This is a genomic window from Polyangium sp. y55x31, assembly GCF_029946505.1.
Lineage (GTDB): Bacteria > Myxococcota_A > Polyangia > Polyangiales > Polyangiaceae > Polyangium.
This window is the reverse complement of sequence record NZ_JARZHG010000008.1, coordinates 242,569-258,571: the sequence shown is the minus strand read 5'-3', so window position 1 is coordinate 258,571 and position 16,003 is coordinate 242,569. Positions and strand designations below refer to the sequence as shown.

The 16,003-nt window shown below is 67.9% G+C and carries 12 protein-coding genes; 7 read left to right on the top strand and 5 right to left on the bottom strand.

Features of this window, described 5'->3' with window-relative positions; all coding sequences use genetic code 11:
• Nucleotides 1-157 precede the first annotated feature (157 nt).
• The 7 genes from QHF84_RS17655 to QHF84_RS17625 all read left to right on the top strand — a co-directional run bounded on the left by QHF84_RS17655 (nt 158) and on the right by QHF84_RS17625 (nt 9,264).
• Entirely contained in the window at nt 158-1,753 is a 1,596-nt protein-coding gene (locus QHF84_RS17655) for a VWA domain-containing protein (protein ID WP_281314480.1), read from the top strand.
• Nucleotides 1,754-1,964: 211 nt separating this feature from the next.
• Nucleotides 1,965-2,762 (top strand): STAS domain-containing protein, encoded by a 798-nt coding sequence (locus QHF84_RS17650; RefSeq protein ID WP_281314479.1) that lies wholly within the window; start codon nt 1,965-1,967, stop codon nt 2,760-2,762.
• A gap of 82 nt (nt 2,763-2,844) precedes the next feature.
• Nucleotides 2,845-3,462 (top strand): hypothetical protein, encoded by a 618-nt coding sequence (locus QHF84_RS17645; protein ID WP_281314478.1) that lies wholly within the window; start codon nt 2,845-2,847, stop codon nt 3,460-3,462.
• 145 nt (nt 3,463-3,607) lie between these two features.
• Nucleotides 3,608-4,762 (top strand): aminotransferase class I/II-fold pyridoxal phosphate-dependent enzyme, encoded by a 1,155-nt coding sequence (locus tag QHF84_RS17640; protein ID WP_281314477.1) that lies wholly within the window; start codon nt 3,608-3,610, stop codon nt 4,760-4,762.
• Nucleotides 4,763-4,808: 46 nt separating this feature from the next.
• Complete coding sequence (locus tag QHF84_RS17635) at nt 4,809-5,846, top strand: phosphotransferase (protein WP_281314476.1); 1,038 nt, start codon at nt 4,809-4,811, stop codon at nt 5,844-5,846.
• Nucleotides 5,847-6,046: 200 nt separating this feature from the next.
• Nucleotides 6,047-7,963 (top strand): DUF4215 domain-containing protein, encoded by a 1,917-nt coding sequence (locus QHF84_RS17630; protein WP_281314475.1) that lies wholly within the window; start codon nt 6,047-6,049, stop codon nt 7,961-7,963.
• Nucleotides 7,964-8,193: 230 nt separating this feature from the next.
• Nucleotides 8,194-9,264 carry a hypothetical protein gene (locus QHF84_RS17625; RefSeq protein ID WP_281314474.1) on the top strand — a complete coding sequence of 357 codons (1,071 nt, stop codon included), beginning with the start codon at nt 8,194-8,196 and terminating at the stop codon, nt 9,262-9,264.
• Nucleotides 9,265-9,316: 52 nt separating this feature from the next.
• On the opposite strand, the gene QHF84_RS17620 is transcribed toward QHF84_RS17625, so the two are convergent.
• The 5 genes from QHF84_RS17620 to QHF84_RS17600 form a co-directional block, all read right to left on the bottom strand.
• Nucleotides 9,317-11,206 (bottom strand): M2 family metallopeptidase, encoded by a 1,890-nt coding sequence (locus QHF84_RS17620; protein WP_281314473.1) that lies wholly within the window; start codon nt 11,204-11,206, stop codon nt 9,317-9,319.
• Nucleotides 11,207-11,245: 39 nt separating this feature from the next.
• Nucleotides 11,246-11,935, bottom strand: coding sequence for an HAD family hydrolase (locus QHF84_RS17615; protein ID WP_281314472.1), 690 nt, complete (start codon nt 11,933-11,935; stop codon nt 11,246-11,248).
• A gap of 73 nt (nt 11,936-12,008) precedes the next feature.
• Complete coding sequence (locus QHF84_RS17610; protein ID WP_281314471.1) at nt 12,009-12,515, bottom strand: VOC family protein; 507 nt, start codon at nt 12,513-12,515, stop codon at nt 12,009-12,011.
• Nucleotides 12,516-12,976: 461 nt separating this feature from the next.
• Entirely contained in the window at nt 12,977-15,010 is a 2,034-nt protein-coding gene (locus tag QHF84_RS17605) for a hypothetical protein (RefSeq protein ID WP_281314470.1), read from the bottom strand.
• 173 nt (nt 15,011-15,183) lie between these two features.
• Entirely contained in the window at nt 15,184-16,002 is an 819-nt protein-coding gene (locus QHF84_RS17600) for an MYXO-CTERM sorting domain-containing protein (protein WP_281314469.1), read from the bottom strand.
• Nucleotide 16,003: the final 1 nt, after the last annotated feature.

Genomic DNA, 16,003 nt, shown 5'->3' with positions numbered 1-16,003 from the left:
GTGACCGCGTGACGCCGTAGGCCGGCGCGCGTCGCCTTGTGCCAGCGTGGGCCAAGGGTACGGCGAAATGAAAAACGAGCTTCGACGCTGAAATCGTGCGCGCGGACCTCGGGCATGCGGATTGCTCCGCTTTGCTTCCTCGCTTCGGGAGGTCCTCATGAAATTACGGTCTCTGCGCGCGCTCTCCGTCGTTCCTCTCTTGCTGGCTTCGCTCGGCGGGAGCATCGCCGCTTGTCTTGCCGTGGATGGCGAATCGAGCGACTCGGGGGGGTTCGTCGACGAGTCGTCGGGCGGAAGCGGGCCGGGGCCCGTGGGATCGGTGGGTGTAGGCGGCTCGGGGGGCGGCTTCAATGGCGGCGGCGGTTCGGCCGGCGCGGGCGAATTCCCCGGGGAGCCGCCGCCGCCCGATCCCGCCGCGCCGGGCGCGGACGCGGGCACGGACGCGGCCGCGGAATTCACCTGTGAAGGCCTCGACACCTCGAAGCCCGTCGTCCTGTATCTCTCGGCCGACGATTCCAACTCGATGGGCTCTCCCGTCCACGTGCGCGAGCTCATCCAGATGGGCATCGAGCCGATGGCGTACGAGATCCGCACCTACGAGTTCCTCAATTATTATCGGATCCAGTACGACGCGCCGGCCGCGGGCAAGCTCGCGCTCTACCCGGAGCTCGCGAATACCGCGGTCGTGAACGAGCTCGATTTCCAGATCGCCGTGCGCTCGTACGACGCGATCAAGCCGCGGCGCCCGATGACGGTGACGTTCGTGCTCGACACCTCGGGCTCGATGGGCGGCCCCGGCATCGAGCGCGAGCGGGCGGCGGTGAAGGCCATCGCCGCGAGCCTCGCCGAGGGCGATATCGTCAATGCCGTCACCTGGAACACGAACAACAACGTGGTGCTGAGCGGCCACGTGGTGACGGGGCCGAACGATCCGAAGATCCTGGCCCTGGGGAACGAGCTCACGGCGAACGGCGGGACGGACCTGCACAGCGGGCTCGTCGCGGGCTACGGGCTCGCCGAGCAACATTATGGTCCGGGGCGGCTGAACCGCGTGGTGCTGATCAGCGATGGCGGGGCGAACGTGGGGGAGACGGACGCCGATTTCATCGGCGGGAAATCGAAGGACGCCGACAAGGAGGGCATTTACCTGGTCGGCGTGGGCACGGGGCCCGGCACGTCGTACGACGACCGCTTGATGGATATCGTGACGGACAAGGGGCGCGGCGCGTACGTGTATCTCGACGGCGCGGACGAGGCCTCGCGCATGTTCGTGGATCGTTTCGACGAGACCATGGAGATCGCGGCGCGCGGCGTGCAGGTCGAGCTGACGATGCCGTGGTACTTCCAGATGCACAAGTTCTACGGCGAGGAGTATTCGGAGAACCCCGAGGAGGTCGAGCCGCAGCACCTCGCGCCGAGCGACGCGATGATCTTCAATCAGGTGCTCAAGGCCTGCGACCCTGCGCAGATCGTCTCGACCGACACGATCACCGTGCGGGCGCGCTGGAAGACGCCGCTCACGTACCTCGACCAGGAGACGTCCGTGACGACGACCGTGGGCGATCTGCTCGCGGCGCAGAAGGCAGGGCTGCCCAAGGCCAAGGCCATCGTCGCGTTTGCCGAGGCCCTGAAGTCGCCGACGTCGCAGAACCTGGCCGACGCGCAAGCGATGGCCGTGGCGGCGAACGTGAATGGTACCGATCCCGAGCTGCTCGAGATCGTGAGCCTCATTCAAAAGCACCCGCAGTATTGATGCCCGGGCAGCAACCTTAGGGGTTCTCCCGACGGTATGGAGGCCGTTGCGTACGGCCTCCGTCCAATTTCTACTACACGCCCCCGTCCATTTACTGCTTTGCCAGGTTCGGCGCCGTCAGACGCATGGCGCTGCCCATATGTCCATGGTACCCCCTTGGACCATTTCATTCAAACGGCTCGAACGGCCTTTTTGGCCGTGGGAGGGTGGCATGGACGGTGGTGGAGTCGACCGCGGACCTGCTGCTGAGGCGGCCATTTTACGGACGCTGCTCGATAACCTGGACGTCGTCGTCTGGGCCGTCGATCCCCAGGGGTACATGCGGTTTCACGACGGCAAGGCCGCGCGGCCCGAGGGAGATCTGACCGGGAAAAACGTTTACGATCTTTATCCGCCCGAGGTCAACGTATGGCTCGAGCGCGCGCTCCAGGGCGAGGCGCACCGCAAGATCACGGAGCCCGCGCCGGGCCATTTCTGGGAGAGCTGGTACACGCCGGTCAAGGACGAAAGCGGCAAGGTCACCGGCGTGATCGGGATGTCGATCGACGTCTCCGAGGCGCAAAAGGCGCAGCGCGAGCTTGCGCAGAAGCTCGAGGTGATCGAGCGGCAGCAGGACGTGATCCGGAACCTGGAGACGCCGGTGCTCGAGGTCTGGGACGGCGTGATCGCGCTGCCGCTCGTGGGGATCATCGATTCGAGCCGCGCCGCGCGGGTGATGAACGATCTGCTCTCTGCGGTGTCGCGCACGGGCGCCCGCTTCGTGCTGCTCGATTTGACCGGGGTCGACGTCGTCGATACGGCGACCGCGAACTATCTCATCGGGATGGTGCGCGCCATCGGGCTTCTCGGCGCGCAAGGCGTCGTCACGGGCATCCGGCCGAACGTGGCGCAGACGATCGTGTCCATCGGAATGGATCTCTCGTCGTTGAAGACGCTCGGGACCCTGCGGCAAGGGCTCTCGTATTGCATCCGGCAAATGGCGGCGCAGAAGAAGGAGCCCGCGTTCTAGCAACGGTCGATGAACTCGCTCTCGAAGGAGTGGCCTGCGCGGGCCGCTGGTGTTTCGCCGAGCGTACGATACGCTTGCGCGCATGACCGTGACGCCTCCGCCCGTGCCGCCCGGCAAGAGCCCCTTTCATGTCCGCGGCTCGACGTACCTCGGGGTCCGCTCGTACATCGACGAGCAGATCCGGGGCGGGCTCCCGGCCGTGCTCGCGCGCGTGCAGGACGAGGCGGTGCGCGCATTCGCCTCGCAGGTGTTCCTGCCCGTGGCCATGTACGACGTGCTCCCGCTCCGGCCCATCACGGAGGCCGCGGCGCTCGCGGAGGGGATGTCGTACGAGGAGTCGGTGCGCGGGCGGGCTCGGATCGTCGCGCAGCGTGACATACGCGGGCTCTACAAGCTTTTTTTCAAGGCCGTGTCGCCGGCGACGGCCGCGGAGCGATTGCAGCGCGCGTCGCTCCGGTATTTCGATTTCGGGGAGCTCGAGATCCTGGAGAAGGGCGCGAAGCGGACCGTGCTCGCCCAGAAAGGCATGCCGCGCTTCTTATTGCCCTGGTACCTGCCCATGATCGAGGGATACACGGCCGTCGTGCTGGAGATCGCCGGCGCGCAAAGCCCGACGACGCGCGCGGAGCCGCCGCGGCGGGACGGAGAGCGCGAGGGGATCGAGACGGTGTCGTTGCGAATCGAGCTCGCCTGGAGCTGAGCGACTCGCCCGTTCGACGCGGGTTTCCAGGAATGCCCGTTCACAGCCATTTGCGCGAAGGGACGCAGAGTTTTCCCGCTGGCAAATGAAAAGAGGCCGGGCGTCCTCGGAGATTCGGGGTAGAGTGGGGGCGTCGAGGAGGCCCATGCGGCACGATTCCACAGGACGAATGTTCGCCCGGGAGAGCATTGCGGCGCAGGCGCTCGGCTGGGTGGACGAGGAAACGCGCGCGATCGTCGCGCCCATTCACCCGTCGACCACGTTCCTGCGAGATCCGGACAATCAATACCGGTCGGGCAGGGTGTACGGTCGGAGCGACAATCCCACCTTCGATCAGGCCGAGGCGCTCGTGACGTCGCTCGAAGGCGGCTCGCAGAGCATGCTGTTCGCCTCGGGAATGGCGGCGGCGACCGCCGTGTTTTTGAGCCTTTCGCCCGGCGATCACGTCGTCGTGCCGGAGGTGATGTACTGGTCGCTCCGGAGCTGGATTTGTGGCCCGGGAGCGCGGTTCGGCCTCCGGGTGTCGCTCGTCGACATGACGAGCCCGGAGAAGGTCGCCGCCGCGATGGAGCCGGGCAAGACGAGGCTCGTGTGGGTGGAAACACCCGCGAACCCGCTCTGGGGCGTGACGGACATCGCCGAGGTGTCGCGTATCGCGCACGCGGCGGGGGCGCTCGTCTGCGTGGACTCGACGTCGGCGACGCCGGTGCTGACGAGGCCGCTCGAATGGGGCGCGGATTTCGTGATGCATTCGGCGACGAAATATCTGAATGGTCACTCCGACGTCCTCGCCGGGACGTTGACGGCGGCGCGGGCATGCGATTTCTGGGAGCGCGTGCGGGCCACGCGGTGGCAGGTCGGCAGCATCGCGGGGGCGTTCGAGGCCTGGCTGCTCGTGCGCGGAATGCGGACTTTGTTCCTGCGGGTGCGGGCGGCGTCACAGAGTGCGCTCGCGGTCGCCGAGTACCTGGAGCGACATCCGCGCGTGCTTTCCGTGATGTATCCGGGGTTGTCCTCGTTCCCCACGCACGCGGTGGCGGCGCGTCAGATGGACGGGGGGTTCGGCGGGATGCTGTCGGTGCGGATCCGCGGCGGCGAGGAGGCGGCGGTACGGGTCGCGTCGCGCGTGTCGCTCTGGAAACGCGCGACGTCGCTCGGCGGGGTGGAGAGCCTCATCGAGCATCGCGCCAGCGTGGAAGGACAAGGATCGCCGGTGCCGAAGGATCTGCTCCGGCTCTCGGTCGGGATCGAGGCGGCCCCGGATCTGATCGCGGATCTCGACCAGGCGCTCGCGTTCTAGCGCGGTTCTTGTGAAAAACTGCCTCCCGGTGCATCCTCGCGCGCCGATGGAGTCGATCCCGCCCGCGATCCTCGCCCGCTATCGTGACCTCGACGGCAGGCCCCACGCGCCCCACGGCGGGGGCCTCATCAACCGCACGTTCCTCGTCGAGGGGCGCGCGGGGAAGGTGATCGTGCAGCGGCTGCACCCGGTGTTCGCGGGTGTGGTGAACGAGGACATCGACGCGGTGACCGCGCACCTCGCGCGAAAAGGCCTTTTGACGCCGCGGCCTCTGCGCACGGACGACGGCGCGCTCTGGGTCGACGACGAGGAGGGGCGGGCGTGGCGCGCGCTCTCGTTCGTGGAAGGTCAGAGCCACGACCGCGTGCCGAGCCCGAGCTTCGCGCGCGAGGCGGGCCGCATGGTGGCGCGGTTCCACGCGGCCGTCGCGGATCTCGTGCACGACTACCGGCACGTGCGGGCGGGAGTGCACGATACGAAGAAGCACCTCGCCACGCTGGAATCCGCGCTCGACGCGCATTCGGGGCATCGGCTGTTCGGCGAGGTCGAGCCGCTCGCGCGGCACCTGCTCGCCGAGGCTGCCCGGCTGCCGGATCTTTCGGAGCTCCCGCTTCGGCACGTGCATGGAGATCTCAAAATATCGAATCTCTTGTTCCGGGGCGAACAGGCAGTGTGTCTCGTGGATCTGGACACACTCGGCCGGATGATCTGGCCTTTCGAGATGGGCGATGCACTGCGGTCGTGGTGCAACCCGGCGGGCGAGGATGCTCCGCGGGTGGTGATCGACGCGGATATGTTCGGCGAGGCGCTCGCGGGGTATGGCGAGATCGCGCGGGGGTCGGGGATCGTGTCGCGCGAGGAGGCGGGGGCGGTCGTCGCCGGGCTCGCGACGATATGCCTGGAGCTCTCGGCGCGGTTCCTCGCGGACGCGCTGCGCGAGGTGTACTTCGGCTTCGACGCGCGGCGATTCCCGGCCCGGGGCGAGCACAACCTGGTGCGCGGCAAAGGGCAACTGGCGCTCTTCGACAGCGTACAGACACGACGCACGGAGCTCGAACACGCCGCGCGCGTCGCGCTCGGCTGAATCACCCGCGGCGTTCGTCCCGTGGTAAAATTTTTGCCCATCACGCACTCGGCTCTTGCCGCGGGATGGGATCCATGATCGTTTGCCCCGCAATATTTGACCATCCTCTGGCCCGAGTCCCGGAAGTCTCGTCTCTCGTCGCGTGAGCGGCGGGTGCGGGGACGTTTTGGCACGCCGGCCATCGAGGAGGCGTGGAGGGTATGATGATCAAGCGAGGGTTCTTGGGGTTCTTGTGTTTCGGCGCGATGCTCGGGTTCGCGGGCATCGCCGGCGCCGAGCCCATCACGCAAAACACCGATCCCAACACGATCCTGCCGGCCCATTCGGTGGTCTGCGGTAACTCCGCCTACACGGCCGAAAACTCCTATTATCGTGCGTTCGATCTCTACGGCCTCGGCATTCCGGCGAGCGCGATCCGCAGCGTGCAGTTTGGCATCCAAGCGGCATCGGCCTTCGGCCCGCAGGTGGTCTTCGTCAAGTTCTACACGCTCGCCTCGACGCTCGAGCTGGCGAACCTCGTGCAGATCGGGTCGACCCTCACCGTGCCGATTCAGGGTCAGCAGACGTCGCTGCTCACGGTCCCCCTGAACCCGAATCTCTCCTTCGATACGCAGGACCAGATCGTCGTCGAGATCAACTCGCCGGATGGCGCGGAGACCGGCGCGGTCTTCTATATGGGCTCGAACGCCGCCGGGCAGTCGGCGCCGAGCTACATTTACGCGCCGGACTGCGGCCTCACCGAAATCACGGATTTCGCGGACATCGGCTACCCGAACGTGCACATCGTCATGACGCTCGACGTCGGCGTCTGCGGCGACGGCCTGGCCGAGGCCCACGCCGGCGAGACGTGCGACGACGGCAACACGGACAGCGGCGACGGCTGCGACGCGAACTGCACGGTCACGGCCTGCGGCAACGGCGTCGCGACGGACGGCGAGACGTGCGACGACGGCAACCTCGTGAGCGGCGACGGGTGTGACATGAACTGCACCCCGACCGGTTGCGGCAACAACGTCGTGACCGACGGCGAGGCCTGCGACGACGGCAACACCGTGGGCGGCGACGGCTGTGATTCGAACTGCACCGTGACGGCCTGCGGCAACGGCGTGGTGACGCAGGGCGAGGCGTGCGACGACGGCAACCTCGTGAACGGCGACGGCTGCGACGCGAACTGCACGCCGACGGGCTGCGGCAACAGCATCGTGACGGGCGGCGAGCTCTGCGACGACGGCAACACCGTGGGCGGCGACGGCTGCGACGGCAACTGCCTCAACCCGGCCTGCGGCAATGGGTTCGTCGGCGTCGGCGAGACGTGTGACGACGGCAACGACACGAACGGCGACGGCTGCGACGTGAACTGCACAGCCACGGGCTGCGGCAACGGCGTGCTCACGGAAGGCGAGGTCTGCGAGGACGGCAATACGGCCGACGGCGACGGCTGCGATTCGAACTGCACGCCGAGCGTCTGCGGCAACGGCATCAAGACGGGCACCGAGGAGTGCGACGACGGCAACACGGACGACGGCGACGGCTGTGATTCGAACTGCAAGCTGCCCGCCTGCGGCAATGCGATCCTCAACGAGGGCGAGGCCTGCGACGACGGCAACAACAGCAGCGGCGACGGCTGCGATTCGGACTGCTCGCTCACGGCGTGCGGCAACGGCATCCTGACGCTCGGCGAGGAGTGTGACGACGGCAACGACGTCGATGGCGACGGCTGCGACGCGACGTGTAAGTCGACGGGGTGCGGCAACGGCATCGTGACCGACGGCGAGGCCTGCGACGACGGCAATGACGTCGACGGCGACGGCTGCGACTCGAACTGCAAGGCGACGGCCTGCGGCAATGGCGTCGTGACCGAGGGCGAGCAGTGCGACGACGGCAACACGACGGCCGGCGACGGCTGTGACGCGAACTGCCGGGCGGAGTCGAACGGCGAGGGCGGCGCGGGCGGCGCGGGCGGCGGCGCGGGCGGCGGCGGCGAGAACGTCGAGGGCGGCTGCAACTGCAGCGTGGCGGGCGAGAGCGACACGAAGACCAACATGGGCCTCTTCGGCGCGCTCTTCGCGGCCCTGCTCGTGCCCTTCCGGCGTCGTCGCCGGTCGGCGCAAGCCTGATCCTCACGGAGCGACTCCCTCACCCCAACCCCTCTTTCATCGCTTGGGGGCTACGCTCGGACGAGCCGAGCTACGCCCCCAAACCCCCCTCTCGGGAGAGGGGCTTTTCATCTAAAATTGCGACCATTGCGGAAGTCGGTGTGTCTCTGCGAAAAGCATGGACGCGGCCGTCGGCGGCGGGGTATCCTCGTTTCACGCGCGCTTCTTGCCGTGATGAAAGCGAGATTCCCATGAGAATGCTTCTTCCCGTGATCGCCATTTCTTTGGCAATGGTCGGTTGCAGTAGCTCCGGTGACGTCGAGCTCGGGTCGGGGGCCGGTGGGCCCGGCGGATCGGGCGGAAGTGGGGGGAGCGGTGGGAGCGGCGGCGGCGGGAATGGGGGGAGCGGCGGCGGCGACGTGATCGATGCGTCGTATACCGTGACGTTCGACCCCGTGAAGGTCGCCGCCGGGACGGAGCGGACGCAATGCGTGGTGAAGCGGCTCGGGAACGACGAGCTCGTGCGCGTCCACGAGATTTACAACGTTCTGCCGACGGGCTCGCACCACCTCATCGTGTACCGGACGAACGACACGGTGGAGCAGCTCGAGCCGTTCGATTGCCAGCCGTTCGCCGATACCCTCGACCCGTCGAAGGGCGCGCCGGTGATGATCACGCAGAAGCACGAGGATAAGCTGACGCTGCCGGACGGCGTCGCGTTCACGATGCAGCCGAACCAGATGGTGCGGCTCGAGATGCATTACCTCAATGCGTCGCAGGCAGAGATCGACGTGTCGGCGACGTCGACGTTCCGCACGATGAAGGAGGCGAACTTCAAGGACGAAGCCGATTTCCTCTTCATCGGCAACCCCGACATCAACATCGCGCCGCATTCGTCGGCGACGCTCGGGCCGACGTTCATGGCGTTGCCCTCGGACCTCGTCGGCTCGAAGTTCTTCGGGATCACGGGGCACACGCATCAATGGGGCAAGAACGTGACGGTGGCGACGGTGCCGGCGAAGGACGGGCCGGAGACGAGCGTCTACAAGGTCGATGGCTGGCTCTGGAGCGAGCCGCCGACCGTGCTCCACGATCCGCCGTTCCAGATCCAGGAGGGCGGGGGCTTCAAGTTCACGTGCGCCTGGGACAACCAGAGCAGCCAGCAGGTGGGCTTCGGGGAGTCGGCGAACGACGAGATGTGCTTCTTCTGGGCCTACTACTACCCGAGCAAGGGCTCGCGGGTCTGCGCGCACACGGACCAGATCGGCGGCGGCCTCGACGTGTGCTGCCCGGGCAATCAGCTCTGCGGGCTTCTCTTCTGAGTCCAGGCGTCGCCGGGGGGACGCGCCCGCGCACGTCCCCCCCGCATTCCCGTCACCAGCCGCAGGTCTCGCCCTTGCTCTCCTCGCGGATGAATTTGCGCAGGGGCTCGAAGTATTCGAGGATCGCGCTCGCGTCGCCCTGCGTCTCGCCCGAGATCGCCTTCATCGCCTCCGGCCAGGGTTTGCTCGCGCCCATCGCCAGCATGGCCTTCAGCTTGTCGCCGGCCGCCTTGTTGCCGTAAATCGAGCAGGTGTGCAGCGGGCCCGTGTGGCCGGCCGCCTTGCAAAGCGCGCGGTGGAACTGGAACTGGTAGATGTGCGCCAGGAAATACCGCGTGTAGGGCGTGCCGCCGGGGACGTGGAACTTCGCGCCGGGGTCGAAGTCCTTTTCGCTGCGCGGCACCGGCGCCGACATGCCCTGGTATTTCCGGCGCAGGTTCCACCAGGCCTCGTTGTACTTGTCGGGCGGCGTCTTGCCCGCGAAGACGTCCCAGCGCCATTGATCGATGAGCTTGCCGAACGGGAGGAAGGCGATCTTCGCGAGCGCCTGCTTCATGAGGAAGTTCGTCTCGGCCTTCGGGTTCTCCGGGGCCTCCGCGAGCAGGCCGATCGTCTTCAGATACCCGGGCGTCACGCTGAGCGCGATGGTGTCGCCGATGCCCTCGTGGAAGCCGTCGTTCGCGCCCGATTGGAAGAGGACCGGGAGCGTGTGGTAGTAGGCGTAATAATAGTCGTGCCCGAGCTCGTGGTGGATGGTGATGAAATCCTCCTCCTTGGGCTCGATGCACATCTTGATGCGAATGTCGCCGCCGTACGTGACGTCCCAGGCGCTCGCGTGGCAGACGACCTCGCGGTCGCGCGGGCGCACGAACATGGAGCGCTCCCAGAACGTCTTCGGCAAGGGTTCGAGGCCGAGCGAGGTGAAGAACCGCTCGCCCATCTTCACCATGTCGACGGCGCCGATCTTCTTGTCGACGAGCGCCTTCGTGACGTCGATCGAAGCCTCCTTCGGATACGGCGCCACGAGGTCGTAGAGGTTCGACCAGTCCTGCGCCCACATGTTGCCGAGCAGGTGCGCCGGGATCGGCGCCTTGTCGCCGATCTTGTCCGCGCCGTACAGCTTGCGGAGCTTGGCCCGGACGAGGCAATGCAGCTCGTCGTAAAGCGGCTTCACCTGGTTCCACAGGCGCTCGGTGTCCGCCTCGAACGCCTCGGGCGTCATGTCGTAGCCCGCGCGCCAGAGCGCGCCCATGTCCGAGAAGCCAATCGAGCGCGCGCCCTCGTTGCCGAGCTCGACGTACCGCGTGTACCGCTCCTTGATCGGCGGCGCGATCGAATGCCAGCCCGTCCAGGCGTCGACGAGCTCGTCGTATTTGCGGCTCTTCGCCATGATGTTCGAGAGCTCGTCGAGGTTCAGGCATTTGCCCTCGAGCCGCGGGGGGCAGTATTTGCCCTTGCCGTAATCGGCCTCCATCGAGACGGCGATCTGCGCGAGCTCGGCGCGCTTCTTCGCGTCCGGGGGCGCGGGCAGGGTGCTCGAGAGCTTGATGAGCTTGAGCTGCCGCGCGACCGGCTCGTCGAGCTTCAGCCCGTCGAAGCGCGTCGCGCCCGTGATCGCGGTGCCGAGGTATTCCATGTTGGCTTCCTCGGCCGCCGCCGAGATCGCCGTCGTATCGTCCGTGATGTACGTCTTGTTCACCCAGGCCGCGCGCGCCGAGGCGGTCCAGAGTTTCTTCAAGTCGTCGTTGACACGGAGGGTGAACCCGTGCGCCTCCTCGGCCGTGGGCGGCTTCTCGGCCGCGGGTGCACCGGTCTTGCCAGGCGCGGACGCCGCCGCCGAGCCCGTGGCCTGCGGCGCCGGCGGCGATTCGGAGCTACACGCGAAGACGGCGGCGGCGAGCGGGAGGACGAGGGCGAGCGAGGCGTAAGGGCGTTGTTTCATGGACCGGGCTCCGAGGTTTTGCCCGGTATAATCCGGAAACTAGGCTTCGGGAAAGAGCATTGCGAAGGCGCCCGGCGAAAGGAGATTGTCGCAGACGAACGTGGCGCCGGCCTTCTCGAGATCTTCCTGGACGAACCTGCCCGTGGCGACGGCGAGCGACTCGGCGCCGATGGCGTGGGCGGCCGAGATGTCCTTGGGCGTATCGCCGATGACGACGACGCGGCAATCGCCCCGGTCCTTGCCGAGACGCTCGGCGCCGCGGCGAGCGCCCGCGTCGAGGATTCTCGCGCGCTCCTCGGCGTCGCAGCCGAAGCCGCCGAAGGAGAAACGATCGAAGAGGCTCGCGCGGTCGAGCTTGATTCGAGCGCCGTCCCGGACATTGCCCGTGCCGAGGCCGAGCGCGATGTGAGGAATACGAGCGGCATGATCGAGGACGTGGTCGATGCCGGGGTGCGTGACGTACCCGGTGGAGGCGGCGACCTCGGCGACGAGCGCTTCGAGGTAGGCGGCGAGGACACGGTCGATCGCGGGCTCGTCGGCACTCGCGCCCACGGCGTCGAGGCCCCGGCGGACGATGGCGCGATCGGTCATGCCGTCGAAGGAGAAGTGCGCGCACGCATCGGCCCGGCCGGTGACACACTCGAAGGCGCGCTCCATGGAGCGACGGCCCGCGCCGCCCGTGTCGATGAGGGTGCCGTCGATGTCGAAGAGGAGGATGGTGGGATGCACGGGCGGAGTATGGCAGAGCCGACGGATCGTGCTCCCCGCGGCGTGCGACCGGCTGTTCGGCGAGGCGCGCGGCTCAGGCGCGCCCGGAGCGCCGCGCGAGCTCGTGCAGATCGGGGACGCCGGTCGGGATGTCGCCCGTGAAGCCCATGCAGGTGAGCTCGAGGTGATTGCCGAAGGGGTCGTAGAAATAAAGGGAGGCGTGCCCGGGCGGGCCGAGCCGGCGCGGCCCCTCGGTGGCGACGCCGTTCGCTTCGAGGGCCTTCTGCATCGGGACCATGTCCTCGGGCGCGACGGCGAACGCGATGTGCGGGTGGTCCTGCGTGGGCGAGGGCCATCCGTGCCCTTGCGGGAAGAGGTCGATGCGGGCCGTGCCGAGCTTTACCGTGATGTGCGTGCTGCGCGCGGCGTCGGCGGCGCGGCCGAGCGAGGCGAGGAGCTCGGGCGTGATGCGCATGACGACCTCCGCGCCGAGGACGCCGACGTAAAAACGCTCGGCGACCGCGAGATCCCCGACGGGCAACGTGAGGTGATCGATTCCGTGGATGCGGCCCGCGAAGGGGCTCTCTTGGACATCGCTCATGGTGACGACCTCCGGTGAGGCGCTTCGTGAAGCAAGGGGAGGGCCAGGGCCCATCACGTTCGTGGGGAAGGAAGGGTCGGCCCTCGTGGACGTACGTCGCGCGAAGGCGAGGGGATCACCCCGAAGTCCGGTCGACAGGGCATGGACGGGATGGCGTTGCTCCCCGTGTCTGCTCGACAGGACGTCGTGGATGAAGGCGACCACGCCCTCGCCCTGTCGACAGGGCGTCGGGAGGAAGGTGATGCCCTCGACGGGCTGTCGACAGGGCAGGGGGGATGAAGGCGACCACGCCCTCGCCCTGTCGACAGGGCAGGGGGGAGGAAGGCGACTACGTCGACGCGTGATCGATCGGGCGTGGGGATGAAGGCGACCACGTCGACGCGTGATCGATCGTGCGAGGGGGTGATCGGGAGCAGGCCCCTGCCCTGGCGGCAGGGCAGGGGCGGGGTGGGGTCAGCGGCTCACTTCGGCGGCTTCTGGGCGCAGAAGCCGTCGATGCACTCGTCGGCCGGGTTGCAGCAGTCGGCCTTCGTGGTGCAAGCGTTGCCGGTCTCGGAGCAGGATCCTGGCGGCGGGGGCTCGCCGCAGAGGTACGCGCCGCTCGCCGGGTCCTTGACGCACTGGCCGCCGCAGCAATCGGCGCCCGTCACGCAGCCCTCGCCCTGCGCCTTGCAAGGCTCGGGCGCCATGTACGCGTTCTCGGAGAGGCCGCAGCCCTCCTGTCCGCGCATGTAGAAGGGCGGATGCGAGGGATCACCGGCCGTCGGCGGGTCGTCGATCGCCGTCATCCAGAGCTGCTGGCGGTTCGTGCCGACGAGGGAGTTGCCGTAGTCGCGGCGCGAGATGAAGACGAGCCAGTAGTACCCGCCCGCGCGCTGCGGCGCGAAGACGGGGTTGAAGCTCTTGTTGTCGCTGGAGGCGACCGCGAGCTTCTTCAGCTCGGAGCCGTCGTTCTTGACGAGCCAGAGGTCGCCGTTGCCCGTCGAGCGCGAGCCGGACGTGGGGCGGCCGAACGCGATGTACTGGCTGTCGGACGTGAAGCTCGGGTACGCCGGGCGGCCCGGGGCGCCGGCCTGCGGGACGATGGGATGGACGTTGCTGACGGTGATGCCGTCGGCCGCGACGTCACCCGTGGCGAGGTAGCCGCTCGACGCGTCGAAGATCCAGCCGCCGCCGCCGAGGCCGCAGATGGCCGCGACCTTGGTGCCGTCGGGCGACCACGCCGGCTCGCCGCAGCCGTTGCCCATGGCGTTGCTGTTGAGCACGCCGCCGCCGGCCGCGTTGACGATCCGCAAGACGGAGGCGCTCGGGTTCGAGGCCGCGTCGTTGCTGACGAGGATCTTGTCGCTCGTGTGGTTGAAGGCGCTGAAGGTGCCGCCGAGGCCGGAGCCGGGCTGGATCGCGCCGTATTGCGCCGGGGCCTGCGCGAGGTCGACCGTGATCTGCGGGAAGGGCGTGCCCGTGTCGAGCGTGGCCATCATCGTCTTGCCGTCGCGGCTGACGCTGTGGCAACCCCAGCAGCCGCCGGGGTTGAAGAACTCCTCGGGCGTGGCCGAGTCGGGCTTGATCTTGAGGATGCGACCGTTGGAGTTGCCGCCGCAGGCGCCGGGCAGCTCCCAGTAATACACGGCGCCGCGGACGCGGCCCTGCGCGACGTGCCAGATCTGGCTCGTGGGCGCGTACGCGCCGCCGCCGGGCGCGAGGCGCGAGAGCTGCACCATGATCGGGTCGCTCTGCGCGCCCGTGCCGGAGGCGCCGATGTACTCCCAGTCCTTCTGGTCCATCAGATACCGAGCCGGCGCGCCGGTCTGGAAGTACGCGACGTACTCCATGTGCTTCTCGGTGATCTTGATGCGGTAGATCTCGCCGCCGCCGACGCCGTTCCACTGGACCTCGGGCGCGAGGACGCCGAGCGGGAAGACGGTGTCGTGGTACGGATAGACGATCGACATGCCCGGGTCGGGGCCGACGGGGTTGTCGAAGGCCGCCATGGTCGGCGGATCGACGCCCGCCACGTTGACCGTCTTCTTGACGTTGACCGTGACGTTGGTGCTCGCCTCGGCCATGTTGAGCTTCGCCGTGAGGACGCCGGTGCCGCCGACGTTGCCGGTCGGCAGGAAGGTCGCGCCGGTGATGTCGCCGATGTCCGGCCGCTCGTAGACCCACGTGACGAGGTTCGTGACGTCCTGGCCGGCCTGGGTCTTCACGGTGAAGACCTGCGTCGGCTTGTTGAGGTCCACGACGTTCAGCGTGGGGTTCGCGGGCGTGATGATGAGCTGCTGGACGTTCGGGTCGCCTCCGTTGCCGCCCGATCCGCAGTTGAAGAGACAGCCGCCGTCGCCGCCCTGGCCACCCTGGGCGCCGGTGCCGCCGCTCCATTCGCCAGCGTCGCCGCCGTCGCCGCCATTGCTCGAGTTGGTGGCGTCGCAGCCGTAGGCGAACATCGCCACGCCGAGCGCGCTCACGATACCAAGGAATGCAAAGCCTCTGCGCATGCGCTTCTCCCCGTGTGGGTCGCCGACCTTACCTGGCGGGCGAGAGGGCAGAAGGATACCACTGAGCAGAGGAGCTCTGCAGCGCGAAACGGCAATTTTCCGACGGGAAGACCCGATGCGTCCAGCTTTCCGGAGTGCCCGGAAGAATGGACCAGCGGCAGAATGCGGGAGAACTAGCGGCGAGGGATGCGACGGCGAAGCGCGAAGGCGGCGCCGAGGAGCAGGGCGGCGAGGGGCGCGCCTTCGGTCGGCGCGGGGACGCCGGCGACGCGGCATCCGCAGCCGCCTTGCTTGGGGGGCTCGGACGGGGGCGCCTCGGTGGGCGTCTCGCCCGTGGCCGCGGGCTCCTGGGGCGCCTCGGCGGGAGCGGCGGTCTCGCCCCCGCCTTCCTTCTTCTCGGCCGAGGCGTCGTCCTTCTTCTCCTCGGTGGGCTTCTTCTTCTTTTCGCCCGCGAAGACGATGGCGCGGCGGTCGACGATGGGGTTGTCACCCTTGAGGATGAGCTTGATGGTCTGGCCCATCTGGGCGCCGTCGGTCTGGCGGGTGATCTTGAGATCGTATTCGCCGGCCTCGAAGCCCTTGTCACGACGGATCACGAAGTCGAACTTCGTGATGTTGAAGACCTTGCCGCTCGCGTCGGAGAAGCCGACGTCCATGCTCTCGTTGATGCTCGGCTGGTTCTTCAGCGGGAGCTTCGTGAGGATGGGGCGCTCGGGGGACTGGTCCGTGAGCGAGCGCTCGTAGAGCACGGTGGGCGTGAAGCTGAAGATCATCGGGATGTACGAGATGTCCGGCTTGCCCCCGTAGTTGATGGTGAAGTTCAGCTTCCACTTGCCGTTGACCTCCTCGGGCTCCCGCGTGGCGAGGGTGACGCTGCCGGCGGCGCGGGCGTCGGTCGGCGCGAAGAGCACGAACGCGAGCGCGAGGGCGGCGAAGAGCGCGCGGAGGAGGGCCGCGCGACGCTGCGGTTGCGATGCGAGCGGTGATTTCATG